General features: G+C 59.5%; 21 protein-coding genes. 13 read left to right on the plus strand and 8 right to left on the minus strand.

Translation table 11 applies throughout. From position 1 onward, the window contains the following. Positions 1-6 precede the first annotated feature (6 nt). Complete coding sequence (locus RDA78_RS25335) at positions 7-1,473, minus strand: aminotransferase class V-fold PLP-dependent enzyme (protein WP_434052529.1); 1,467 nt, start codon at positions 1,471-1,473, stop codon at positions 7-9. Between the two features lie 104 nt (positions 1,474-1,577). On the opposite strand from RDA78_RS25335, the gene RDA78_RS25340 reads away from it, so the two are divergent. After that, positions 1,578-2,039 (plus strand): Lrp/AsnC family transcriptional regulator, encoded by a 462-nt coding sequence (locus tag RDA78_RS25340; RefSeq protein WP_434052530.1) that lies wholly within the window; start codon positions 1,578-1,580, stop codon positions 2,037-2,039. 60 nt (positions 2,040-2,099) lie between these two features. On the opposite strand, the gene RDA78_RS25345 is transcribed toward RDA78_RS25340, so the two are convergent. Beyond that, on the minus strand, positions 2,100-4,814 hold the full coding sequence (locus tag RDA78_RS25345) for an SH3 domain-containing protein (RefSeq protein ID WP_434052531.1): 2,715 nt from the start codon (positions 4,812-4,814) through the stop codon (positions 2,100-2,102). Between the two features lie 242 nt (positions 4,815-5,056). On the opposite strand from RDA78_RS25345, the gene RDA78_RS25350 reads away from it, so the two are divergent. After that, entirely contained in the window at positions 5,057-5,467 is a 411-nt protein-coding gene (locus RDA78_RS25350) for a hypothetical protein (protein ID WP_434052532.1), read from the plus strand. Between the two features lie 104 nt (positions 5,468-5,571). Here RDA78_RS25350 and RDA78_RS25355 read toward each other — a convergent pair whose 3' ends face one another. Then, positions 5,572-6,696: a Gfo/Idh/MocA family protein gene (locus RDA78_RS25355; protein ID WP_434052533.1), complete on the minus strand. Its 1,125-nt coding sequence runs from the start codon at positions 6,694-6,696 to the stop codon at positions 5,572-5,574. Between the two features lie 36 nt (positions 6,697-6,732). After that, complete coding sequence (locus RDA78_RS25360; protein ID WP_434052534.1) at positions 6,733-7,443, minus strand: GntR family transcriptional regulator; 711 nt, start codon at positions 7,441-7,443, stop codon at positions 6,733-6,735. 219 nt (positions 7,444-7,662) lie between these two features. On the opposite strand from RDA78_RS25360, the gene RDA78_RS25365 reads away from it, so the two are divergent. Genes RDA78_RS25365 through dctP form a run of 6 tightly spaced genes read left to right on the plus strand, consistent with a single transcriptional unit; the run spans position 7,663 to position 13,449 of the window. Beyond that, on the plus strand, positions 7,663-8,817 hold the full coding sequence (locus RDA78_RS25365) for an LLM class flavin-dependent oxidoreductase (protein ID WP_434052535.1): 1,155 nt from the start codon (positions 7,663-7,665) through the stop codon (positions 8,815-8,817). Continuing rightward, positions 8,817-9,707: an aldo/keto reductase gene (locus RDA78_RS25370; protein ID WP_434052536.1), complete on the plus strand. Its 891-nt coding sequence runs from the start codon at positions 8,817-8,819 to the stop codon at positions 9,705-9,707. The genes RDA78_RS25365 and RDA78_RS25370 overlap by 1 nt, the downstream gene beginning before the upstream one ends. After that, entirely contained in the window at positions 9,707-10,222 is a 516-nt protein-coding gene (locus RDA78_RS25375; protein ID WP_434052537.1) for a flavin reductase family protein, read from the plus strand. The genes RDA78_RS25370 and RDA78_RS25375 overlap by 1 nt, the downstream gene beginning before the upstream one ends. 60 nt (positions 10,223-10,282) lie before the next feature. Beyond that, positions 10,283-10,873 (plus strand): TRAP transporter small permease, encoded by a 591-nt coding sequence (locus RDA78_RS25380; RefSeq protein WP_434052538.1) that lies wholly within the window; start codon positions 10,283-10,285, stop codon positions 10,871-10,873. Then, positions 10,873-12,363, plus strand: coding sequence for a TRAP transporter large permease (locus tag RDA78_RS25385; protein WP_434052539.1), 1,491 nt, complete (start codon positions 10,873-10,875; stop codon positions 12,361-12,363). Before RDA78_RS25380 ends, RDA78_RS25385 begins: the two co-directional genes overlap by 1 nt. A 27-nt stretch (positions 12,364-12,390) precedes the next feature. Next, positions 12,391-13,449: a TRAP transporter substrate-binding protein DctP gene (gene dctP / locus RDA78_RS25390; protein ID WP_434052540.1), complete on the plus strand. Its 1,059-nt coding sequence runs from the start codon at positions 12,391-12,393 to the stop codon at positions 13,447-13,449. A 254-nt stretch (positions 13,450-13,703) separates the two neighbouring features. Here the strand turns inward: dctP and RDA78_RS25395 are convergent, their stop codons facing one another. Then, positions 13,704-14,186 (minus strand): tetratricopeptide repeat protein, encoded by a 483-nt coding sequence (locus tag RDA78_RS25395; protein WP_434052541.1) that lies wholly within the window; start codon positions 14,184-14,186, stop codon positions 13,704-13,706. Between the two features lie 57 nt (positions 14,187-14,243). Between RDA78_RS25395 and RDA78_RS25400 the strand changes: the two genes are divergently transcribed. From RDA78_RS25400 to metG, 3 genes are all read left to right on the plus strand, one after another. Further along, positions 14,244-15,509, plus strand: a complete 1,266-nt coding sequence (locus RDA78_RS25400; RefSeq protein WP_434052542.1) for a cytochrome-c peroxidase — start codon at positions 14,244-14,246, stop codon at positions 15,507-15,509. Positions 15,510-15,520: 11 nt separating this feature from the next. Continuing rightward, on the plus strand, positions 15,521-16,516 hold the full coding sequence (locus RDA78_RS25405; protein WP_434052543.1) for a YeiH family protein: 996 nt from the start codon (positions 15,521-15,523) through the stop codon (positions 16,514-16,516). A gap of 514 nt (positions 16,517-17,030) precedes the next feature. Further along, on the plus strand, positions 17,031-18,551 hold the full coding sequence (metG, locus tag RDA78_RS25410) for a methionine--tRNA ligase (RefSeq protein WP_434052544.1): 1,521 nt from the start codon (positions 17,031-17,033) through the stop codon (positions 18,549-18,551). A gap of 1,188 nt (positions 18,552-19,739) precedes the next feature. Here metG and RDA78_RS25415 read toward each other — a convergent pair. Then, entirely contained in the window at positions 19,740-20,027 is a 288-nt protein-coding gene (locus RDA78_RS25415; protein ID WP_434052545.1) for a YciI family protein, read from the minus strand. 52 nt (positions 20,028-20,079) lie between these two features. Beyond that, on the minus strand, positions 20,080-20,661 hold the full coding sequence (locus RDA78_RS25420; RefSeq protein WP_434052546.1) for a TetR/AcrR family transcriptional regulator: 582 nt from the start codon (positions 20,659-20,661) through the stop codon (positions 20,080-20,082). A 548-nt stretch (positions 20,662-21,209) separates the two neighbouring features. Here RDA78_RS25420 and egtB point away from each other — a divergent pair. Continuing rightward, positions 21,210-22,475: an ergothioneine biosynthesis protein EgtB gene (gene egtB / locus RDA78_RS25425; protein ID WP_434052547.1), complete on the plus strand. Its 1,266-nt coding sequence runs from the start codon at positions 21,210-21,212 to the stop codon at positions 22,473-22,475. Then, positions 22,472-23,419: an L-histidine N(alpha)-methyltransferase gene (gene egtD, locus RDA78_RS25430; protein WP_434052548.1), complete on the plus strand. Its 948-nt coding sequence runs from the start codon at positions 22,472-22,474 to the stop codon at positions 23,417-23,419. Before egtB ends, egtD begins: the two co-directional genes overlap by 4 nt. Here egtD and RDA78_RS25435 read toward each other — a convergent pair. Further along, positions 23,391-24,299, minus strand: coding sequence for a LysR family transcriptional regulator (locus RDA78_RS25435; protein ID WP_434052549.1), 909 nt, complete (start codon positions 24,297-24,299; stop codon positions 23,391-23,393). The two genes, egtD and RDA78_RS25435, sit on opposite strands and share 29 nt — an antisense overlap. Between the last annotated feature and the right edge of the window lie 52 nt (positions 24,300-24,351).

Genomic DNA, 24,351 nt, shown 5'->3' on the forward strand with positions numbered 1-24,351 from the left:
TCCTCGTCATGCAGCGGTTCTGGTTGCCTTGAAACGCGCGGTTTCCCGGTCGCATTCATACCAGTCCGCAAGCGGATAGGGCGAGCGCGCGAGTTCATCGACCGCAGAAATGATCCTGTCCACCTTGTCCGCCGTGAGCAGAACCGAAAAATTGAGCCGCGTCCATCCCGGCTTCTTCAGCTCTTCCCCGGCAAGAATGCCCTCGCGCAGCCTATCCGATTCGTCGGCACCGATCGAAAGCAGGCGATGCGCGTAAGGCCCTGCGCATGCGCAGCCTCCCCGCGCCTGGATTCCATAGGCATCCGACAACATTCGCGTTACGAGTTGCTGGTGAATGTATCCGCCGCGCTGAAGATCGTGCACCCGGAAGGAAAAGACCGGTAACACGTGGCGAGCATGCGGGTTACCCATGATCTCGATCGCCGGATTGTCCCGCCAGACCGCGAGTGCCCTGCTGCGCCAGGCAGCGTTTCTGGCATCCATCAGATCCTGCCCGATGGCTTCCTTCACAAGAAAAGCCAGGCAGACGCGAATATCCCCGATCACGTTGGGGGTCCCCGCTTCTTCGCGTGCACACAGATCGGACGAATAGTCATGCCCCCAGGGTGAAACGAAGCGGACACTGCCGCCGCCTGGGAAAACCGGTACATTGCGTGTGACGGCGTCCTTGAGGACGATCATTACACCAGATGCGGCCGGTCCCCCGAGGAACTTGTGCGGCGACACCACAACAGCATCCTTTTGCGCATCCGTGCCGCACTGCATGTCAATTGGAAGGTAGGGACCGGACCCGGCGCAGTCCCAAACGCTCAATGCACCGTGTTTCTTGAGAAGACGGGTTACGGCGAGATCATCCGTCACGATACCGGTCACGTTCGACATCATCGAAAACGCGCCGATAACCAGTCTGTCCCTGCCGCAGGCCAGCAGCCTGGCCTCAAGATCCGCCAGATCGGGGCCGCCTGCCTCGTCCTCACCGATCTCGATGACTTCCGCACCGCTTTCGCGCCAAGGAAGAATGTCGGAATGGTGCTCGTAGGGCCCAAGAAGGATCAGGGGCCTTTCGCCGCTTTTGAGGGCTTCGCTCACGCCGAGCAGGTGCACAAGCCGATTGAGGCCCGCCGTCGCACCGGAGCCGCAGAAGATCGTTGCATACGACCCGTCCGCACCGCAGATCCGCGCAATTTCTGACCGCGAGGCTTCCCGCATCCGCGTCATGGCACTGCCGCAATAGGACGCCTCGGTGTGAGAATTGGCGTAGACAGGCAGCACTTCTTCCAGAACAAAGTCTTCGACCTGGCGCAATGCGCGGCCGGACGCAACATAGTCGGCGTAGATCATCTCGCGCTCGCCCAGTGGACCCATGATCCGGGTCCCCTCTCCGATCAGCCCTGCGCGAAGCTGCCCAACGAGATCCGGCGTGTCCAAAGATGCCTTGAAATGATCGATTGCCGTTCCGGTCCTGTGTGTCATTTTCTGCTCCAACTCGCGTTGAATCAATCATATGACCTTTCTGAATGTGAAAACCTCACAGAAATGTTTTGTCTTAAGTTTCATTTTGTGTCAATTGATCTGATATGGAGAAAAAAATCGATCAAATCGATAGAACGATACTTCGCGCCCTTCAAAGAGACGCCCGCCTTTCACAAAGGGAACTGGCGGACATCGTCGGGCTGTCGCAAAACGCATGCTGGCGCAGGTTGAAGGCGCTTTACGAGAACGGCCTGATCAAGAGCCATACCATCCGTCTGGACCCGGCGCGTCTGGGACTCAACCTGACGGTTTTCGTCATGATCAGGACGCGGCATCACTCCAAGGACTGGCTCGAAAGCTTCCGGCGCGAAGTGTCGGCGATCCCGAACGTGATCGATTTCTACCGTGTCGCCGGTGACTACGACTACATGCTGAAGGTCGTCGCAGAGGACATGAATGCCTTCGACAGCGTCTACCAGCGCCTGATCGAGAAGGTCGATCTGGACACGGTCACATCCTACATGACGATGGAGGCGATCGCGGACGCCCGCGATCTGCCGCTTTGAAAGACTATCCCGGCGCGTCAGGTTGGCCGACTATCCGCGAACGCGTGCGGACACCGCCCGTTACCGCCTGCGATGTCCACCACCGCGCCTCTGGCCGCCGCCACCGCCGCGCTGCGGCCTTGCCTGTTGCGGGCGCGCCTGACGTTGCGGGCGTGTTTGCTGCGGACGATTGCGCTGCACATTGCGATTCCGGTTCACCTGCTTGTTGCCCGCGTTGCGCGCCTTCCGGTCGCGATTGAGATGCGCCGGCGCCTGACGCGTCTTCTGTGCCGGACGTGTTGCGGGTCTCTGGGCAGGTCTTTGGGTACTCGGCCTTTGCGTGCTCGGCCTTTGCGTGCTCGGCCTTTGGGTGCTCGGGCGCTGCGTATTCGGACGTTGGGCAGCGGGCCTGTCTCCCGCAGGGCGGTTAATGTTCGGCCTGTCTCCTGCAGGCCGGTTTTGCGGCCGCTGCAGGTTGCCCTGCCCGGCATTGGGCCGGTTCTGTATCCGGTCACCCGCCGGACGGTTGGCAATTGCCGCGCCTGCGCCAGCGCCGATTGCCGCACCGGCACCTATATCTCCGAGACGGTTCTGGATGTTGTCTCGCGAGGGAGCTGCGACTTCGCCCCAGCGCCCCCCCTCGAAATTCTGCCAGTTCTCACCATCACGGCGATAGACTGAGCCATCGCGGCCTGCAAAGACGTCGCCCCTGCGGTCAAGGCTGCCGATGCGGCCGAGATCACCGCTTTCCTTCCAGCGTTTGGCCGCGCCCGCCTGAATGTCACGCGTGCGGGACCAGGCCGGGCCGGAAACAGCGGCACCACCCCAGGAACCGTAGATGCCACGTGCGCCGCCGGCCACGATCCGGTTGCCCGTGCGCGGGTTGTAGGCGGTTATGAAGCCGGCGCTGCCACGCGGGCCGCTAATGGCCGCGCCGCGAATGTAACCGCCGGTGCGGGGATTGTAGATGCCGCCCCCGGCGATACCGCGCCTCGGACCATAGGCGTAGCCGTAGCGGCCGAAAGTGCCACGCACGGGATTATAGAACGCCCCGATGCCGTAGGTGACGGGCCGCCGAAAGTAGATCGGCCGAATGCCTGGACGATACCAGGGACGGTAGTACCAGCCGGAGCCGTAGACGAAAACGCCCCAGGCGAGGAACCCGGTGAGATAGCCCATCGTGTAGCCGTACCAGACCGCGTTCGGCTCCGTTTCATAAACCCGAACGTAAGTGGTGTTGTAGACGGGCGACGACGGCGGGATCGTGTAGATCTCGTCCGGAACCGCCGTTGCCACGACAAACGGACCTTCGGGGCTGTCGCCGACGAACCAGACGCCATCCTGAAGGACATAGTATTTCGCCCCAACCTGGATGACCTGGTCGTTGGTGTTGACCGCGTAGGACATTGAAGTCCCCTCGATCGGTTCGAATTCGGGATCACCGGCATACGCGATGTCCGCGCTCACTGCACCGACTTCGACGCGCGCCGTCGTCGGTATGCTCGCCTTCAGGCGCGCCTGTGCGGCTTCGGACGTCCCTGGGATCGATGACAGCACGGAGTAGTACGGCGCATCTTCGGGAATGTTCTGGAATTCCGGCGGAAGACTTGGCGTGGTGAATTCCCAGGAACCGTCTAGAGAGCCCGACTTGAACCAGCGGCCGGACACGAGGATGTACCAGGTCGACGTTGTCTTCAGGAAAAAGACGTCGCTTTCCGTGTTCGAGGCCCATTCCAGATCGGTGCTGCCCACGGGCTCAAGCTTCGGCTCGCCTTCGAAAACAATCATTTCCGCCGGTTTGTCGGAATAGACGATTTTCGGCGGCTTGTTGTCGGCGAAGGGCTCGGGCGGGATCGCCTCGCGGGTTTCCGACCAGTTGTCGTCATCAGGAAGGTTCTTGATCAGGTCCGGCAGTTCCGTGACCGGCTGCCAGCCGCTCGATACGTCCTTGGTAGAGAGCCAGGACTTTTCATCCCTCAGGAAAAACTCCTCCGTTTCGTCGATCTTCAGTATGTCCCAGTTGGTGTTGACCACGAAGCTCAGGCCCTGGTCGCCCTTAACGGGAGCAAGGATCGGCGCGCCCTCGGTCTGGACCAGGATGGACGGTTCGGTCTCGACGAAGATTGGCGGTGCTTCCGCGTTCAGGCCCTCGACATCTTCCATGCGCTGGTATTCCGCAAGGCCCGCGGTAATCCGGTCTTCCTTCACGGTGACTGTTCCGGTCGGCATGATCTTGCCGACCTGCAGGGTCAGGTCGGTCAGTGAATTTCTGTCCAGCGAGGAAAAGTCCAACTGCGTGACCTGAATGTCGCTGACGGCAACCTCGCCGTTCTGGGGATCGGCCACGGTCTGGCCGCTGACGCCGATCACGCCGAAGACCGGCTTGGCATCCTTGTCCTTGACATACTCGGCAGCGACCAGCGCCTTGAGTGTCTTGAAGTCGGTCCACTCTGTAAATTGCGGTTGGTACAGGATCAGGGTTGCGCCGCCGTCCGTTTCAAAGGAACGGGGCCATCCGGTCGTCTGTTCGGGTTCCGTGAGCTGGAGGTACCGGCCGCTGACGAACCCGTTCTGGCCGTTGTAGCTGATCGAACACCAGGCCCCGGTGTCGTCGCAGTTCTCCAATTCAACCGGCGTTCCGTTCGGCACGGTGCCGAGCGTTCCGAACCCGGTGCCTGGTCCCTGCCGGAAGTTCACGTTGGCGGTTGTCACGGCGGGCGCAGCGAAAGCGCCATTTACGAATACGGTTTGCACAATCAATGCTGAAGACAGAATTACCGAAATAGTCTTGCGCATCTGGCCCTCCCAAAGGCGGAAAATGCTTTTAGAACGCTTTTGAATGACTGCATCCACTGGCTGCACTTCCAGAGACTGCGATCAACTTCCAAGAACCACACTCCACCGCATGCGTTGCCTGTGCCCAGCGTCACAGGTGTGAAAACGCACGCCGCGGTAGTTTGCTCTCACACCACCATGGCACAGATTTTGAAGCCCTGTAAGGCTAGGAGGTTTTGACAATGTTCTCAGGAAAATTCGCCTTGAAAACCAGCTTGTTCGGCGCGGGCCTTGCCCTGTTTGCAGCCGTGTTTTCGCCCTCTCCCGCATCGGCCGAAACTTTCATCTGCGAGAGCACGCAAACTCCCAACGGCGCGGCGAAGTACTGCAACTTTCTTCTCTTTGACACCAGCTTCAGCCGGCACAGCCAGATCGTTCTTGCGCAGGGAGCCCGGAAAAATGTCGCCATCAACGGCCGCTATGACCTGTTCTGCGTTCTCGTGCAGAACCACAAGGGCGTGCCCGACAACCTCGCGCTTCGAACGCAGCAATGCAAGAACACGCATAACGGGCGTGAGTACAAGGTTGCGATTCGGGAATTCAATTTGCGCCGCGGGCGTAACGGTTTCAGCACGAATACTGCCCCCCTCGTGCGTGCCGTCGACCGCTGGTAGCAAATACGGACCGGCGCGTCCGCATTCGCGCCGGTCCGTTCAAATTTCTGATCAAGCGGCATTCGCCGCCGCCATTTTCATCCCGAAACCGAAGCTCAGCCCCATCAGCAGGCGACAGAGGAAACACCTGGCGTCGATAGTGTCACGACCTGCCCCGTACGCGCAGACTGTTGCGCAGCAAGCCCCATCTCGACGGCGCGGCGACCATCTTCCAGAGTGACTTCCGGCAGATCGATCTCGCCGCGGACCACCGCCACAAACCGTTCGTGCTGATAGAAGGTCGATCCATTGTGGTCGCCTGCATCCAGCAAGGCCGGATCAACAGGGATTTCCAGCGTGCGCGGACCCTTCGGCCGGCGCGGGGACACGACAAGCTGGGCCACCGGCGGCTGGCCAAGATCCTCCGGCCAGAATCGGCCGGGACCCGGAACAAAGGCCTCGATCTTTCCGGTCGGACCGACGGCGACCACTTCTTCCTGGTATCTGGACCCTTCAGCAAACATGCAAAGATCAAGCAATGCGCGCGATCCGTTTTCGAAATCGACGATCACGTAGCCGTTGTCGAGGATGTCCGGCTGCTCACCGTCATAGGTCTCATCCTTGTGGTTCGCATCCTGTCCGGCAGAGGCCATGACGCGAACCGGCTCAGATTTCATCATCAGGCGCATGAGGTCGAAGAAATGGCAGCACTTTTCGACGAACGTGCCGCCCGAATACCTGTTGAACCGGTTCCAGGCACCGACCTTTTCCAGAAACGGGAACCTGTGCTCGCGGACCGTCAGCATCTTGATGCCGCCTGTCGCCTCTTCCACCTGATCGATCAGGGCCGCAATCGCCGGCATGTAGCGGTATTCCATCGCAACCCAGATCGGCGCGGGATAAGCCGCCTTGAACGCCTCCAGTTCCGCCTGCTCCTTCGGATCGGTGAAAAGCGGCTTTTCAACGAGCAACGGCAAGGGACGCTTCTGCCGGATTTCCTGCATCTGCGGGACATGGCAATGGTTGGGGCTGGCGATCAGGATGCAATCCAGTTCCGGGACGTCCAGCAGGTCGGACACTGACGAAACGAGTTTCGCGCCCGGCGTGATCTCAGCCGCCTTTGCCGCCATTTCCGCATCGGGCTCGAAGATCACGGTGACGTCCGTGTCCGGCAGCAAGGCAATGTTGCGCAGGTGTTCCTGCCCCATCATGCCACAGCCGATAACCCCGTATCTTACCTTCGCAGGCATCAAAGTCTCCTTCTTGGCAGGTTTCTTCCGACCCGCCTATTTCAAACGCTGTACATAGTGCGCCCTGTCCGTATCGAACCAGGTGCGTGAATATTCCACAGGTTCAGGACGGTCTGCCCAGCTGAACCTTTCAATGTAGCCCGTGATCGTTCCCGGCTTGAGCGTGAAGGGTTCGGGCGCCCACTCCGGAACGGCGTCAATGGTGACCCGGTCCTCTGCGCGCACGATCCAGAAGCCGAGATGTTTCTGGTAAAACCGGTAAAGGGAGTCCGACAGAAGCTCGGGTCTCACATGACCGGCATCTGCGTCGAGCCAGATTTCCTCTACCGCGATGATGACGTCATTCAGGTACCTGAGACGGCGAATGCGCGTCCCCTCCCCGCTCGTTCCAAACTCCGGGAAATCGGTCGGCTTGCGCGTGCGCTCAACACTCAGAATGTCGGCACGCGGCAATCCGCCCCCGGTGAGAAGCTCGAGACGGAACATCGCGTAGATGCTCTCATGGGTCCCGGCCTGGCGTATGTAGTTTCCCGAACCCTGGATCCGCTCCAATAAGCCCTTCTCCGTAAGATCGGCAAGCGCCTTGCGCAGCGTGCCGATGGAGATTCCAAGTTCGTCCGCCATGTCGCGTTCAGGCGGCAGGCGCTCTCCGTCGATCAGCCGCCCAGCGGCAATATCCCTGATCAAAAGCTCGCTGATCTGCAAATACAGCGGCAGCGCATTCGAGGTCTGCGACGATGTCTGCATGGTGGTCAGGGGCTCTGATTTTTTAAAATTGATACACTATTGATTTACATCAAACCGGATGATAAGCAAGAATAAATCGACGGTAAAGTGAAGCTGTTCGAAATCAAACGAAAGTTCGATCCCCGCATGAGGCTCCCCCACGGGCTGCTACCGGGCAAAGCTGATCGAAATGAAGGTGTTAGGGTTCGTGTCCGCGCGGACATTCCCAAGGAGGAATTTATGACAGTTGTCCCAGTGACATCGCCGGATCTGGATGCTGCGGAGGTCTCGTGGTTTTCCGCACTGTGTTCCGACGATTATCAGTTCCTGGGCGTTCCCGAGGGCGATCTGCGCTCCTCCTGGGATCACTGCTCGCAAATTGTGAAGACCGCCGAGGAGCAGGGTTTCCGGAACATTCTGTGTCCGTCATCCTACCAGGTCGGACAGGACACGCTGTCCTTTGTCGCCGGCTGTGCCCCGATCACCGACATGATCAATCTGCTGGCAGCGGTGCGTTGCGGTGAAATGCAGCCGATCATGCTTGCCAGGACGATCGCGACGCTGGATCACATGCTCAATGGGCGGCTGACGGTCAACATCATTTCCTCCGACTTTCCCGGTGAACAGGCGGACAGCGGATATCGCTACCAGCGCTCGCGCGAAGTTGTCGAGATCCTGAAACAGGCCTGGACGCAGGACGAGATCAACTACGAGGGTGAGGTCTACAATTTCGCCGGCCTCACCACCGATCCTGTCAGACCCTACCAAACGGGCGGTCCGCTGCTTTACTTCGGCGGTTACTCCCCGGCGGCGCTTGAACTGTGCGGCCAGCATTGCGACGTTTACCTGATGTGGCCGGAAAAAGTCGAGGAACTGGAAGGCCGCATGAAGGCCGTGAACGCGGTTGCCGAGACATACGACCGCACGCTGGACTACGGCTTGCGCGTCCACATGATCGTGCGCGACACGGAAAAAGAAGCCCAGGAATACGCCGACTACATCGTTTCCAAGCTCGATGACGTTCAAGGCACAGCCATTCGCGAGCGGGCACTCGACGCCAAGTCGCTCGGTGTCAGCCATCAGGCCAAGAACCGGGAAGTTGCCGACGAATTCGGATATATCGAGCCGAACCTTTGGACCGGTGTCGGTCGGGCCCGTTCCGGCTGCGGCGCTGCGCTCGTCGGTTCGACCGACCAGGTCATGTCCAAGATCGAAGGTTACCAGAAGATGGGCATCCGCGCCTTCATCTTCTCCGGTTACCCTCACATCGAAGAGGCAAAGCATTTCGGGGCGCGCGTGCTGCCGAACCTGAAGACCTGTTCCCTGCCCCACGCCTATGGCCGCGTTCCGGCCGATACACCAGCAACACCGCTTGGCAATGGAGTCCGCCGCTAATGGAACGTGTCAAACTCTCCGACACTCTGGAATTGTCCCGCCTGATCTACGGCATGTGGCGGCTGGGAGACGATACCGATACGTCCGCGGCGTATGTCGAGAAGAAGATCCAGGTCTGTCTCGATCAGGGGATCACCACTTTCGACCAGGCCGACATCTACGGTGGCTATGCAGCAGAAGCCGTTCTCGGCGGCGCGCTGAAAGCGAACCCGGCCTTGCGCGCCCGTATGGAAATCGTCACCAAATGCGACATCGTCGCCCCGGTCGGCCGCTACGCCGACGCCAAGGTGAAACATTACGACACCTCGCGTGCACATATCGAGAAATCGGTTGAAACGTCCTTGAGCGAAATGGGCATCGACACGATCGATCTCCTGCTCATTCACCGTCCCGACCCGCTCATGGATCACCATGAAACCGGCGCTGCGCTCGACGATCTCGTCAAGAGCGGCAAGGTGAAGAACATCGGCGTATCCAACTTCCGGCCCTGGGACTGGGAATTGCTGCAGTCTGCGATGTCCAACCCGCTCGTGACCAACCAGATCGAGATCTCGCTTGCCGAGATTTCGCCTTTCACCAATGGCGATCTGGCCTTTCACCAGCGACTTGGCACGAAACTCATGGCCTGGTCACCGCTCGGTGGCGGATCGCTGATCACTGAAACAGGTCAACTCGGCATGGTCATGGACGAGATTGCCGGCGCCTCAGGTGTGGACAGGTCTGCTGTTGCCATTGCCTTCCTGCTTGCCCACCCGGCCAAGCTTCTCCCTGTCATGGGAACCAACAACATCGAACGCATCGCCCGGATTTCCGATGCGCTCAAAGTCACACTGGATCGTGAAACCTGGTACCGGCTCTACGAAGCCGCCCTTGGAAACGAGGTACCCTGATGACCATGCAAAACGCCAATCATCCCGTTACCTTTGCACCGCACACGGACAATACCCGTCTCCTGCGCGATGCATTCGGCCGATTTGCAACGGGTGTCACCGTTGTCACGACGGGATCGGACGACGGCCCGGTCGGGATCACAGCAAACAGCTTCTCATCGGTCTCACTCGACCCGCCGCTGGTGCTGTGGATGCCGGACAAGGGATCGCGCCGGTTCCAATATTTCGAAACGGCGGAAAACTATGCCATTCACATTCTCAGCCATCATCAGGCCGAGGTGTGCAACGGTTTCGTCAGAAACGCCCACGCCTTCGACCAGCTGCCGCATACGATCGACGAGAACGGCGTGCCGCTGCTGGACCATTGCCTGGCGCGGTTCGAGTGCAAACGGTTCGCGGCCTACGAAGGCGGCGATCACCTGATCGTACTGGGACAGGTCATGCAGGCAGAAATGCGTCACGGGGAGGCGCTGACATTTTTTGCAGGCAAACTCGGACAAATCGCTCCAGAATAGGAGTCCAATGCCGGGCGGCCTTCTGCCCGGTTCAAAAAGAAATACTAGGGAGGAGCCCGAATGGGGGCATTGCTGGCGGTTCTTGCACCGCTTGCTTACGTCAATTCGCAGCTGTTGCGAATTGGCCGGGCGATAGGCATCGTTGCCGTGGCCTTGATGGTCGTAGCGATCCTGATCCAGGTGGTTTTCCGTTACGTGTTCAACAACGCGCTGCCCTGGCCTGACGAGGCGGCGCGTTTTTGCATGTTGTGGATGACCGGCCTGATGGCACCGACGGCGTTTCGACGCGGCGGATTCGTGGCGATCGACATGCTCGGTCATGCTCTCCCCCAGTCCATCGGAAAGGTGCTCTCGCTCTTTCTCCTGCTGATATCGCTGCTCGTTCTCGTGATCGCCGTGCAGATCGGCTATGCCGAGGTGACCGGATTCGGTGGCAAGTTCGCCACGGCCTCTCTCTACGTTCCGGGCAATTTCACCCTTACGGAGTGGATCCGGGTGCCGAGAAGCTGGATGATGACGTCCCTCTTTGTCGGGGTCATCCTGCTCACGCTGGTGAACATCGAGCTCATCCTTCGCAGCGTAATCTCAATTGTTGGCGGCAATGATCGCCTGCCGGAGATCCCCGATGCAGACATGGCGGGGGCTGACTGATGCTGATCTGGTTCCTTCCCGTCTTCCTGTTCTTCCTGATGATCGGACTGCCGGTCTTTTTCGGACTGCTCGCAGCACCGGGCATCCTGCTCTGGATGAGCGGCCAAGAACGCGACATCACCCTGCTTTACCGTAATGTTTACAACGGTATGGACAGTTTTCCTCTAATGGCGATTCCGTTTTTCATGCTCGCCGGCGAACTCATGAACAAGGGCGGCATCACAACCCGCCTGGTGGAGTTCAGCCAGGCGCTCATGGGCCATCTGCGCGGCGGTCTTGCGCATGTGAACATCCTGTCATCCATGCTGTTCGCGGGGCTCTCGGGATCGGCAGTGGCCGACACATCCGCATTGGGTTCCATGCTGATCCCGGCCATGGAAAAACAGGGATACACGCGGCGGTTCGCAGCGGCCGTCACGGCGGCCTCCTCCGTCATCGGGCCCATTATTCCACCATCCGGCATCATGATCATCTACGCCTATGTCATGGGCGAGAGCGTCGCCGCACTGTTCTTGGCCGGTATCGTGCCCGGCGTCATGGTGGGCGTCGGACTGATGCTCGTGGTGCGGCTGATGGCGGACAAGTATGACCTGCCCAAGGCACAACGGATCGTGAATCCCGGGCAGAAAATGGCTCCGGTGGAATACTGGGTCTCGTTCGCGCTTCTGCGCGTCAATCTTGCATCCATTCTGCTTGCCCTCGCCTTTGCGATCGCGGGCCAGATGTCGCTTGAGCTGACAGGTGGGACGACGGCGATCCTGTTCGTCGCACTGCTTGCCATATCGCACTTCATTCTGATGGGCCTGCGCGGTGCCGTTTCGGACGATTTCAGAATGGTGTGTAAAAAGGCCGTTGCGCCGCTGCAAACGCCGATCATCATTCTCGGCGGTATCCTGATCGGTGTTTTCACTCCGACGGAAGCTGCGGCTGTTGCGGTGGCCTATGCCCTGCTGATAGGCTTCTTCGTCCTGCACTCCATCAAGATGAAGGAAATTCCGGGCATCCTGAACAGGGCCGGCATCACGTCGGCCGTTGTTCTGCTGCTGGTGGGTGCTGCGATGGCGTTCAAGACCGTGGTCAGTCTCAGCTATGCGCCGCAGATCATGGCCGATTTCGTGCTATCTCTGTCCGAGAACCCGCTGATCCTGCTGTTCCTGATCAACCTGCTTCTGTTCGTGGTCGGCATGTTCCTGGACGCGGGACCGGCCATCATCATTCTCGGACCGATCCTGGGCCCGATTTTCGTGGAACTGGGTGTTGATCCGATCCATTTTGCCATCATCATGAGCGTGAACCTGACCATCGGTCTTGCCACACCACCCATGGGACTGGTGTTATTCGTTGCCGCATCGGTTTCAAAAGAAAGGGTTGAAACCATTGCCAAAGCCATTCTGCCGTTCCTGGCGGTAGAAATCGCGGTGATCTTTTTGATCACCTACATACCGGCACTTTCGATGACGATCCCGCGATTGACCGGATTTGCCAACTGATCTTGAGCTTAATATGGGAGGTACCTGATGCTCAAATCTGCCCTGAAAACACTCACCGTCGCGGCAATGCTTGCCGGATCGTCGTTGAGTGCCGTTGCCGCGGACTACACGTTGCGCGCAACTGCCAACTCCAACGAGAACGACGAGGACTATGACGGTCTTGTCGTTTTCAAGAACTTCGTTGAAGCCGCTTCCAACGGCGCGATCGAAGTCGAACTCTTCATCGGTACGCAGCTTTGCTCCAACGGTGCTGAATGCCTTCAGGGTGTCGCCGGCGGCGCGATCGACATCTACATCTCAACATCGGGCGGCGCTTCCGGCATCTTCCCGTATGTACAGGTTCTCGACCTGCCCTACATGATGTCCGACGACCGGATTGCCGAGCATGTCCTTTCCGGCGATTTCGTGCGAACCATGCGGGCGATGGCGCTTGAAGATTCCGACAACACGATCCGCCTGATGACGGTCGGCAACACCGGCGGCTGGCGGAACTTCGCCAACACCAAGCGCCGCGTTGCTGCCCCTGCCGACATGGAAGGCCTGAAGATCCGCACGGTCGTCGCCGACCTGCCGCAGGAACTGGTGAAAGCACTTGGTGCGTCTCCGACCCCGATCCCGTGGCCTGAGCTGTTCACCTCCTTCCAGACCGGCGTCGTTGAAGGATCCAAGAACGGCATTACCGACATCATGGGCATGAAATTCCCGGATGCCGGCCTGCAATACGTGACCCTCGACGGCCATGCCTACATGGGTGCCTTGTGGTGGATGAGCAACGAGAAATTCCTGTCCATGCCGGAAGACATGCGCCGCGTTGTTGTTGACGGGTTCCATGCCCTTCAACAGGCGACCTTCGCTTCGCCGAAGCGCAAGTCCATCCAGGCCTATGAGGACTTCGTCGCCGGTGGCGGTGACCTTTATGTTCCGACGCCGGAAGAAAAGGCTGCCTTCAAGGAAGCCGCGTCTCCGGTCTACGACTGGTTCAAGGCCAATGTCGGCCGTGGCGGCGAAATTTTCGGTGCCCTTGAAGAAGCCGTGAAGGCAGCTGAAACCGACATCAACGGCGCTCGCGACGCCGACGTGAACTAAACCTTGAAAAACCTGACGCCACGCCCGTCTTGACCGGGCGTGGTGTTACATCAGGGAATTTTGTCATTGCAAGGCTTGACCTTGCAATCCAAGCCGTGCCGTCGCATCAACATCAGAGTTTTGCTGTGATGGAACGGCATGGATCCCGTGGTCGAGCCATGGGATGACTTGCGGCAGACAATCGACTTTGTTCAACGGCTATGATGTTGCAGTCCCAGACCTGATCGCAGCGGCGGTTGAAGAGACGGGCACCTTCACCGAAACGGATACATCCAGACCTTGTAGTCATCGACCAGAATATGCGCCTTATCAATTTCTTCCTTGGTCATTTTCTTGACGACCTCTTCCAGCGAGATCGCGGCATCGGGGTCGCCGCCAATGGCGGACAGCGTGTACCACATGTAGGCGCGCACGAGATCGGGCGCCGGCATGCCGCGGCCGACCTCGTAGTACCAGCCGACACCGGATTGCGCGCCGGGATGCCCCTTCATGGCGCTTCGGAGGTACCATTCGAAAGCCCGCTGGTCGTCCCGCTCCACGCCGAGACCCATGGCGTACATGACGCCGATCAGTTCCTCGGCATCCGCGTTTCCGGAGCGCGCCGCCGGCCAAAGCTGCTCCTTGGCCTCTTCAAACTGCCCCGCTTCCATCAGGTCGCGCGCCGCCTCGATTTCTGCATGGACGGGCGTTGCCATCAGAACAAGGCCAAACAAGGCGGCTTCAAGCGTCTTTCTCATTTGCTTCGGTCGTTCCCTCTTGTTGTTCTTCTGTCTGCGCCAGCCATTGCGGCTGAATTGCCGGCGCCTCTCGGCGCGGACGATTTCATCGCCTTCGACAGAAAACAGGCCGCGCTCGGTCAGCTCCTCTTTTACGACAAGATCCTCTCCGGCAACAGGAATATTGCCTGTGCAACGTGTCATCATCCGACGCTGGGAACCGGCGACGGGCTTTCCCTCGGGATCGGGGAAGGCGGCGAAGGCCTCGGACGGAACCGGACGGCCCTCGTCGCTGAAAACCGGATTAAGAAACGGATTCCGCGAAACGCGCCAGGTCTCTGGAATCTCGGAGCAAAGGAGCTTCACACCCTGTTTCATGACGGCCGCCTGTCCATCTCCGACGACTATGACAACGGCTTCAATTCTCCGTCCGAGGAGTGGCTGCCTGCAGGCCTTGAAACACTGCTTGGAGCCCAGGCGATCTTTCCCCTCGTCGCCCAGTTCGAGATGGCGGGAAATCCAAAGGAAAACGAGATTGCCGGTGCCGTCCATGACCGGATCGACGCCTCCTGGCCGATCCTTGCCAAACGCGTCCGTGTGATCCCCGAATACGGGCAGATGTTCGTGGAGGCCTTCAACCATATCGAGGAACCGGAGCAGGTCACGATCGCCGAAATCGCAAATGCGCTCGCCGCGTTTCAGGCGATCGAGTGGACGAGCTTCGACAGTCCCTTCGACCAATATCTCGCGGGCGATGACGATGCACTCGATGCCGACCAAAAGCGCGGTCTCGACCTCTTTTACGGCAAGGCCAATTGTGCGAGCTGCCATTCCGGCCAGCTTCTCAGTGACCAGAAATTCCATGCGCTCGGCCTGCCACCATTTGGTCCCGGCCGCACGCGCCGGTTCGACCCGATGGTGCGCGATGTCGGCCGGATGGGGGAAAGCGACCGCCTGGAGGATGCCTACCGGTTCCGCACCCCGATGCTGCGCAATGTCGAGTTGACGGCCCCCTACGGCCACAATGGCGCCTATCCGACACTTGAAGGCATTGTGCGTCATCACCTCGACCCGGACGGGATGCTGGCGAAGTGGACGCCTGACGAGGCTGCGCTTCCTGACGCACCCTGGCTGGAAGCCATTGACTTCGTCGTCTGGAATGACAAACGTGAGATGGCCAGACAAGCCCTTTTCCGGGATGTCGAGCCGACTGCCCTTACCGACCGCGAAGTCTCCGACCTTGTTGCGTTTCTGAAAGCCCTGACGGGAACGTCCTCCGTTTCCAATCCCCCTTTCGGGATCCCCGACAGCGTTCCCAGCGGACTTCCGGTCGACCTACCCTGAACTGGATACCCATGCTGGATAGATTGAAGCACCGGGCAAACGAACTGTTTCCCGGCATTGCCATCGCCGGGCTTGTTGCCATATCGGCGCAGTTTCTGAACGAGCACTACGGTGCCCCCGCCATGCTGATGGCGATCCTCCTGGGCATGCCGCTGAACTTTCTCTCTGAAGAACAGCGTACCTCCGAGGGCATTGCCTTTGCCGCCAGGACGCTGCTGCGCATCGGTGTCGCGCTCCTGGGCGTGCGCATCAGCATCGAGATGGTTGAAGCGCTCGGCCTGCCCTTCCTGCTGCTGGTCATCCTTGGTGTTCTGGCAACCATTGTCTTTTCGCTGATGATCGGAAACCTGTTCGGAAAGGACCGGCTGTTTGCTTTCCTCTCGGGCGGCGCGGTCGCCATTTGTGGAGCGTCGGCCGCCATGGCGATCGGCTCGATCCTGCCGAAACGCAAGCACGCCGAACGGGATCTTGCCTTCACAGTCATTACAGTGACGGTCCTCTCCACCCTGGCGATGATCGTCTACCCGATCCTGACGAGCAATCTCGGCCTGTCGCTCGATGCCACCAGCGTCTTCCTCGGCGGCACCATTCACGATGTCGCGCAGGTGGTCGGAGCCGGATTTTCGGTTTCCGAAGAAACCGGCGACCTCTCCACGCTCGTCAAGCTTATCCGCGTGACCCTGCTGGCACCGATCGTCCTTGTCGCGGCGCTGATCCTGCGCGGCAGTGCAGAGCCCGGGTCTTCGCGTCCGCCGCTGATGCCCGCCTTCGTGATCGCCTTTCTCGTGCTGGCGGCATTCAACTCCTTCGGCCTCGTTCCGGACACCGCCAAGGATGCGGCCGGACAGGTTTCGCGGTGGGCCCTGCTGGCCGCCATCGCCGCCGTCGGCATGAAAACCTCGATCCCAAAACTGCTGGAGGTCGGCGGTCCAGCCATCTGGATGGTGGTGACCCAGACAGTGTTCCTGGCGTTGTTTGTCCTCGGCGGTATCTGGTTGATCGGTTAGCAGGTTTCGATCCCGTCACTCTCTGCCTGATGCCGGGGCGCTTTGGCGCAGCGGACCAAATTCGGTACCCCCCCCCGGGTCGTCATCCCGGTTTGGCGCGCCAGCGGCAAGACCGGGACCCAGTACTCCGTTTCGACTGCAATTGATCAAGAGGGTCAGACAAGTGAGTACTGGATCCCTGCCTTCGCAGGGATGACAAGGGAGAGAACAATCGGCTGGAAAGAACCGTCCTTCCGGACAAGTGCCGCAACAGCTGCGCGCCGATCCGGAAACCAGATTAACGATCGGTGTCGCCTCACCTGTCTTGAATGAAGGGCAAAACACACATGACCGGAGCATTGCCTTTCTGCCCGGAAACCCCACATTGATGCCCGAAACCCGGCATGGGGGTTTCCTTGATCCCTTGAGTATGAAATATAGCTGCGGTCCCCGGTTCGGGACCGCCTCAAAGGGCGTGCGGCACGCGTTCAACACCGGTTCGCCCGCAACGCCAAGGAACTTCGAAAGCGTTTGGATGAAAAGCTACATCACGACCCCGATCTATTACGTCAACGGTTCTCCGCATATCGGACACGCCTTCACCTCCGTGATGGCCGATATCCTGAAGCGCAACCGTCAGGCGCTGGGATGCGAGGTGATGCTGTCCACCGGCGTCGACGAGCATGGCCAGAAGAACCAGGAAGCCGCCGCCGAACTCGGCATGGGCTACCAGGAATTTCTCGACATGCGCGGCGCGGAATTCCGGAGCGTCTTCGACCTTGTCGGCATTGCCTACGACTATTTCGTGCGCACCAGCCGCGACGGCCACAAGCAGGCCGTCGCCGGGATGGAGCAGACGATTTTCGACAAGGACCTGATCGTCAAGAAGAACTACACCGGCACCTATTGCAAGGGCTGCGAGGAGTTCAAGAAGGAATCGGATCTGACCGAAGACGGCCAGTGCCCGCTGCACCCGACCATGCAGGTCGAGCAGACGGAAGAGACCAACTACTTCCTGAAGATGGAACCGTTTCGCGAACGGCTGCTGCAGCACATCGCCGACCATCCGGAGTTCGTTCAGCCCGAGGCCTTTCGCAACGAGCTGAAACAGATGCTCGCAGAGCCGCTGGAAGATCTGTGCATCTCCCGGCCGAAATCGCGTGTCACCCTCGGCGTCGATCTGCCGTTTGACCAGGACTTCGTCACCTATGTCTGGTTCGACGCACTGACAAACTACCTGACCAACATCGACTGGCCATCAGAAGGCTATGAGAGCTGGTGGGCGGAGTGCGAGCACCTGATCGGCAAGGATATTCTGAAGCCGCACGGCGTTTACTGGCCGATCATGCTGATGGCCGCCGGATTGCCGCTGCCGAAGAAACTCTCCGTGCACAGCCACTGGGTCGGTGCCGGCGGCGTCAAAATGTCGAAGTCGATCGGCAATGTCGTCGACCCGATCGAGGTTGTCGAAAAGCTTGGCGTCGATGCGCTGCGCTGGTATCTGGCGCGGCACATGCGGGCGGACAGCGACAGCCAGATCTCGGTGGAGCTGATCACCCAGACATACAACAGCGAGTTGGGCAACAAGATCGGCAATCTCCTGTCGCGCGTCGCCAAGTTCTCCAACAAGAACTTCAGCGGAAAGGTTCCGGCACCCGGGCCCTTGAGCGCGGAGGACGAGGCCCTGCGCAAGTCTGTTGTCGAGGCGACAGCCGGCTTCAGCCGCTGGATCGACCTTCAGGACATTCCGGCGCGCACGCAGGCCATCGTGACACTGGCAGAAGAGATGAACGAATACATCGACAAGCAGGCCCCGTGGACGCTGTTCAAGAGCGACGACACCCGCGAGCGCTGCCAGACGGTGATTTACGTGACCCTCGACTGCCTGCGCGTCATCATGGAGGCCCTGCAGCAGGTTATCCCGGGCTCTGCCGACAAGGCACTTGCCATGCTGAACGCACCCGAAGCGCCCCGTCCCTGGGCCCCGGTTCTGGACAGGCTTGAGGGCAATGGCGACCTCGGCGACATCGAGTCCCTATTTCCGCGCGTTCAGTAAGCGGGACGACACCGAACCAGTTGAAAGGCGCCCGACCTGGCGCCTTTTTTTCGGCTGTGCTTGGGGAAGAGGTTTCAACCCGCCGTCCTCCCGGCCGATCGGTGGGTGTGTTCCGCTCATTTTCCAGGTCATGCAATGGCTTGATGCACCGCTGTCCGGGTCAGAAAGCACTGTCCAGTTTGTTTGGTTGAGAATGCGGCATAGTTCCGTCCGTCCTGCGCCAAGGCGGGATACAGAATTTTTCCCGGAATTGTCGTCCCGGTTTGCTGCTCAAACAGCAAGACCGGGACCCAGTAATCCGTGTGGCCGAGGACTAATGGAATACGGAGAGACAAGAGGTTACTAGGTTCCGGCCTTCCGCTGCGCTTCAGCCGGAATGACAGGTCTCTTGATTGGAGATAGTTTCACGAGAACCTCTACTAGGCAAAACAGACCACGGTGGGCTGGACCATCACATCCATGCCGCTGTGTCTCCAATTGCGCAGCCCCACAGCGTCGAGAGGAAAGGGCATGGATTGCCAGATCAAGTCTGGCAATGACGGCCGATCGGACTGTGGTCAGTTCACGAACCCATGACCCATAAGCCCGCCGTATCCTGCGAGAGAGCGCTGACACGCCTCCTCAGGATGAGGTCTTCAGTCTCAGTGAAGAACCTGGCCCATCTGAGTGTGTGTCCCGATCACATTCCCGGTCATGCCATGGCTTGACCATGGCATCCATGCCGATATGTCTCCATTTACGCAGCCCCGCCGTGTCGAGAGCCAATGGCATGGATTGCCAGATCAAGTCTGGCAATGACGGCCGATAGGAAGGGGATCAGTGCGCTATCCCACGATCCAAAAGCCCGCTTATCCTGCGAGACAACGCGGACGCGCCTCCTCAGGATGAGGTCTTCAGTCTCAGTGAAGATCCTGGCCCATCTGAGTGTGTTTTCCGATCATTTTCCAGGTCATGCCATGGCTTGACCATGGCATCCATGCCGCTTTGTCGCCATTTACGCAGCCCCGCCGTGTCGATAACCAAGGCATGGATTGCCAGATCAAGTCTGGCAATGACCGCCGATCGGACTGTGATCAGTTCACGAACCCATGATCCATAAGCCCGCTTTATCCTTCGAAACAGCGCGGACGCGCATTGTCAGGATGAAGTTTCTCTCTTGCTTTTATTCTCCCCTTCCCCGCCCGTCGCTTACGCCGCGAGGAACTCCAGGCGCTCGTCCAGCCGTGCCGGTGTGATTTCGAGGATTTCGGCCCTGACAACGCCTTCAAGGACAAACGGATCCTTTCCGACGAAATTTTCCAGATCTTCGAAGCTCGTGTTGTGGGCGATGATGCCGCCGCCCCTGTTCGGCTGGAGGCTGCCGACCATGAGGAAGAGCCCCTGATCGAAACCGCTTTTGATCCAGGCCTTGTGTGCCTCCATCAGTTCGTCCGCACGCGCCTTGTTGTCCGAAAACTTCAGTGTCACGACAAACATTTCATTCTCCTTTGAAGTTGCATTGCCGGCATGCAGAGCCGGTCTGAAGGGATCAAGAAGGTCTGGTTTTCTGCGAAACCCGGTCGACCCAGGCGAGGATCTGATCGACTTCCCGCGCGACGTATGCCTCGTCCTTGAAGGTCTGCGCGAGGGTCGCGACGCCCTGGCTCCAGCCCAGCACGTGCAGCGCATGCGCCTCAGCTTCCGCGCCGCAGCCAAGGTCGCGAAACTGGCCCGTCAACCAGTCCCGGAACAGCGCCATGATCCCATTGGCCTTGTGCTTCGCGTCGTGGTCCAGCTTGGCGAGTTCCGTGGTCAACGTCCCGACGGGGCAACCATAGGCGATGATCTTGGTTTGATTGACAATCAGGATGCGGACAAAGCAGGCGACCCGACTTGCCGGGTCTTCGGACATCTCGTCCCAGGTCCGAAGCAACGTCTCCCGGTCGGACAGACGTTTTTCGATGACTGCGTTGAGGATCTCGTCCTTGGTTCTGAAGTGATAATAGAAGTTTCCCCGTGAAATGCTGACTGCTTTCGCTATGTCGGCAAATGAGGTTTCACCAAAACCTTGCGCATAGAACAGCTCATCCGCCGCATTGATGATCTGCTGTCTCGTGGGACTCGTTTTCATTTTCGTTCTTCGCTGCCCGTTCACCGAATATATCCAGTCCCAATCGAAAATTAGGACAAATGACCTAATACATGTTTAGGACACTTGTCCTAGAGTGTCAAATCCGAACTCCGCATCCTGGGAAAATGACGCCTGGGTGTCAGGCCGGCCGCGTTTCACCGCACAGCTTGCAGTTGGCATCTCAACCCGCTCACACCTTTGTGAAGCGTGCTGTCAAACAATCCTGACAGACAGCTGTCAGGAAGGGTCCGTTACCTTCCGCGGCATCAACGGCGGCAAGCGAACAGACGTCACCCTGCATTTTTGCGTCTGATTTCAACGGCTTGCTGAACTAAATCAAAATTGGTGCCATTTGCGATGAATTCCGGAACACTGATGTTTTTCGTCAACACAAATGGCGTGCGTGTCAGCAATGCGCATTTTTGCACCGGCGCGGTGCGTTTTGACCCGTTGGAATCGCCACTGCGATGCCTACGTTCAGATCGCTTGGTGGCAGTCACAGGGCCGGCGGGAGGCAATCACGCCGACGCCCATGTGGAGGGACAGATATGACTTACGTGGATGAACGGAACGCGCCGTCTTCCGACACCGATCTTCTGGATTTTTTCTACGACACAAGGACACAGACAGAAAGCCTGACCGCCCCTCTCAGCGACGAAGACATGGGGCTTCAATCCATGGAAGACGCCAGCCCGCCGAAGTGGCACCTGGCGCATACGACCTGGTTCTTCGAGGAGTTCATCCTCAAGCCTCATCTGCCCGGTTACACGCCTCGGGACGAGCGGTTCGCCGTTCTGTTCAACTCCTATTATGTGCAGGCGGGCCCGCGTCACACCCGCTCCAAGCGGGGTCTCCTGTCGCGTCCGAGCGTCACGGAGGTTACTTCCTACAGGGCACATGTGGAAGACGCGCTGCGCGAAGGAATGATCTACGACAAGTTCGCGCTGGAACCGGAACACCTGGACGCGCTGATCACGCTCGGGTGCCACCATGAGATGCAGCATCAGGAACTGCTGGTCACGGATCTCCTGCATGCGCTGTCCCATAACCCTCTCCTGCCAGCCTACACGACCCCGCAGCCGGAAGCCGTCCAGAGCATTCCGGACCGGGGCTGGACCCGCTACGCAGGAGGCCTTCTTGAGATCGGGCATGACGGGAACGGGTTTGCCTATGACTGCGAAGGCCCGAGGCACAAGGTCTGGCTGGAGCCCTACAGGCTGGCGGACCGTCCGGTGACCAACGGCGAGTGGATCGCCTTCATGGAAGATGGCGGTTATGACAACCAGACGCTCTGGCTGATGGAAGGCTGGGCCGTCCGGGAGCAGAATGATTGGGACTCTCCGCTGTACTGGTGGAGGCAGGATGGTCAGTGGTGGGCCTACACGCTCCAGGGACCGCGTCCGGTCGATCTTGCGGCGCCCGTCGTTCACGTGAGCTATTACGAAGCCGATGCCTTTGCCAGGTGGGCGGGACACCGTCTGCCAACAGAAGCGGAATGGGAAGCCGCCGCCCAGCACACAGAAATTGCCGGAAATTTTCTGGAAAGCGGTGCCTTCATGCCGCTCGGCCGCGAAGCCGGACTGTGGGGCGATGTCTGGCAATGGACCAGCAGCGCATTCTCCCCTTATCCGGGTTTCAAGCCACCCGAGGGCGCGATCGGCGAATACAACGGGAAGTTCATGGTGAACCAGATGGTTCTGCGCGGCGGTTCGTGCGCAACCCCCAGGCTTCAAATGCGTTCTTCTTATCGAACCTTCTTTTACCCACACCAGCGTTGGCAGATGCTGGGACTGAGACTGGCGGCAGACCAATGACCAAACACGTACCTCCCGCACAGCAGGACGCGGATTTCCGCAAAGAGATTCTTCAGGGCCTGACCGCTGACCGAAAAGCCGTCAGCAGCAAATGGCTCTATGACGATGTCGGATCGCATCTTTTCGAGGCGATCACGGAACTGGATGCCTATTACCCGACCCGCACCGAACTGGGCATTCTGGAGGCTCAGCTGCGCAAATATGCGCGGCTGCCGGGCGCCAGAGGCGCGATGGTAGAGCTCGGCAGCGGTTCAAGCCGGAAGACCAATCTTCTGCTTGGAGCGTTTCCGGACTTGTCCGTCTACATGCCGGTCGACATCTCCGCCAACCATCTCAAGGAAGCGGCCGACAGGGTCCGGCGCACCTTTCCATCGCTGGCGGTGATCCCGGTGGCAGCCGATTTCACCCAGCCGCTCGGCAAATTGCCTTTGCTGCCCGAACTTCCGGTGCTGGTCTTCTTCCCCGGCTCGACCATCGGAAACTTCGAAAAGAGCGAAGCGGTTGCCCTTTTGAAAAGCATCCGGACCGCCATGCCGGGCGCTCACATGATCGTTGGCGTTGACCGTCCCAAGGATGAGGCCGTGCTGGTTGACGCCTATGACGACCCGGCAGGCGTCACCGCCGCGTTCAACCTCAATCTCCTGCAGAGGATCAACCGGGAGCTCGGTGCGGATTTCGACCTGGCAGCGTTTGAGCACAGGGCCCTTTGGAATAGCGCGGAAAGCCGCATCGAAATGCACCTGGAGAGCCTTTGCGACCAGACCGTCCGGATCGGCGAAACCGAGATCCAGTTTGTCAGCGGAGAGACCATTCACACGGAAAACTCGCACAAGTATGACGAGGCGGCTTTCGCCGAGATCGCCAGCCGCAGCGGCTGGCGCGTGCTGGACAGCGACACGGATCCGGACGGGCTGTTCAGCGTCCTGACACTCGAGGCTCCGTAATCGAAGCTGCTTTCTCCAGATCCCTGCTCGCCTCTTCCTCGAAGGCGGCTTCAAGGACGTCCGCCAGACGTCTTGCGGCCAGTCCCGCATCGGATGCAGTGGCGAGCAGGACTTCCGTGTTTTCCAGGGACGGCATCTTCAAGCCGTTGTCGGTTACGAGATCGTCCGGCGCCATGTGGCTTGGCAGTACGGCGATGCCGAGGCCGGCACGCACGGCGGCCAGCGTGCCCGCCAGCGAACCGCAGACATAAGCTGCCCGCGGCTCAAATCCTTCCTTGCGCAGCGCCTCAAAGGCGCGTTTGCGGTAAACACAGGGCTCCGGGCTGACCGCGAGCGGCATGGCCTCGCCGGGTTTCAGCAGCGATGGATCTGCCGAGACCCACAACAGGGGCTCGGTCCACACCCGCTGGCCGCCAATCGCGGCAGCCGGTTCCCGCTTCAAGAGCACGACATCCAGCAGCCCGGCGCGGAACTTTTCCAGCAGATTCAGCGTGAGGTCGCACGTGACCTCCAGACTGGCACCCGGATGCGCCTCGGCATAGTCGGCCAGTGCCCTGGGAAGGTAGCTGGTCGCAATGTCCTCTGGCGTCCCAAGACGCACCAGACCGGTGACTTCATGCGCCCGGAAGGCGGACAGTGCTTCATTGTTCAGCTCCAGGATCCGCTGAGCATAGTCCAGGAACCGGGTTCCGGCCGGTGTCAGCACGACGTTGCGGGCGCTGCGGCGCAAGAGCCGCTCTCCGAGGATGTCCTCAAGTTTGCGGATCTGCAAAGACACTGCCGATTGACTGCGGAACAGGCTTTCCGCGGCCTTTGTGAAGCTTCCGGTACGGCTTGTCAGGACAAATGCCTTCAGCAACGCCGGGTCGATGGTATCCATGGCGAACCTATTATGAGTTTTTCAAATCCAAATACTGAAGATTATTAATTTT

Origin of the sequence: Roseibium sp. (assembly GCF_051016195.1) — a bacterium.
Classification (GTDB): Bacteria; Pseudomonadota; Alphaproteobacteria; order Rhizobiales; family Stappiaceae; genus Roseibium.

Coding starts and splice junctions, on each gene's coding strand:
- RDA78_RS25435 (WP_434052549.1), bottom strand. CDS start 24,299: ATGGATACCATCGACCCGGCGTTGCTGAAGGCATTTGTCCTGACAAGC.
- RDA78_RS25370 (WP_434052536.1), top strand. CDS start 8,817: ATGGAACGTGTCAAACTCTCCGACACTCTGGAATTGTCCCGCCTGATC.
- RDA78_RS25335 (WP_434052529.1), bottom strand. CDS start 1,473: ATGACACACAGGACCGGAACGGCAATCGATCATTTCAAGGCATCTTTG.
- dctP (WP_434052540.1), top strand. CDS start 12,391: ATGCTCAAATCTGCCCTGAAAACACTCACCGTCGCGGCAATGCTTGCC.
- metG (WP_434052544.1), top strand. CDS start 17,031: ATGAAAAGCTACATCACGACCCCGATCTATTACGTCAACGGTTCTCCG.
- RDA78_RS25365 (WP_434052535.1), top strand. CDS start 7,663: ATGACAGTTGTCCCAGTGACATCGCCGGATCTGGATGCTGCGGAGGTC.
- RDA78_RS25375 (WP_434052537.1), top strand. CDS start 9,707: ATGACCATGCAAAACGCCAATCATCCCGTTACCTTTGCACCGCACACG.
- RDA78_RS25360 (WP_434052534.1), bottom strand. CDS start 7,443: ATGCAGACATCGTCGCAGACCTCGAATGCGCTGCCGCTGTATTTGCAG.
- egtD (WP_434052548.1), top strand. CDS start 22,472: ATGACCAAACACGTACCTCCCGCACAGCAGGACGCGGATTTCCGCAAA.
- RDA78_RS25355 (WP_434052533.1), bottom strand. CDS start 6,696: ATGCCTGCGAAGGTAAGATACGGGGTTATCGGCTGTGGCATGATGGGG.
- RDA78_RS25385 (WP_434052539.1), top strand. CDS start 10,873: ATGCTGATCTGGTTCCTTCCCGTCTTCCTGTTCTTCCTGATGATCGGA.
- RDA78_RS25395 (WP_434052541.1), bottom strand. CDS start 14,186: ATGAGAAAGACGCTTGAAGCCGCCTTGTTTGGCCTTGTTCTGATGGCA.
- RDA78_RS25415 (WP_434052545.1), bottom strand. CDS start 20,027: ATGTTTGTCGTGACACTGAAGTTTTCGGACAACAAGGCGCGTGCGGAC.
- egtB (WP_434052547.1), top strand. CDS start 21,210: ATGACTTACGTGGATGAACGGAACGCGCCGTCTTCCGACACCGATCTT.
- RDA78_RS25420 (WP_434052546.1), bottom strand. CDS start 20,661: ATGAAAACGAGTCCCACGAGACAGCAGATCATCAATGCGGCGGATGAG.
- RDA78_RS25405 (WP_434052543.1), top strand. CDS start 15,521: ATGCTGGATAGATTGAAGCACCGGGCAAACGAACTGTTTCCCGGCATT.
- RDA78_RS25340 (WP_434052530.1), top strand. CDS start 1,578: ATGGAGAAAAAAATCGATCAAATCGATAGAACGATACTTCGCGCCCTT.
- RDA78_RS25345 (WP_434052531.1), bottom strand. CDS start 4,814: ATGCGCAAGACTATTTCGGTAATTCTGTCTTCAGCATTGATTGTGCAA.
- RDA78_RS25380 (WP_434052538.1), top strand. CDS start 10,283: ATGGGGGCATTGCTGGCGGTTCTTGCACCGCTTGCTTACGTCAATTCG.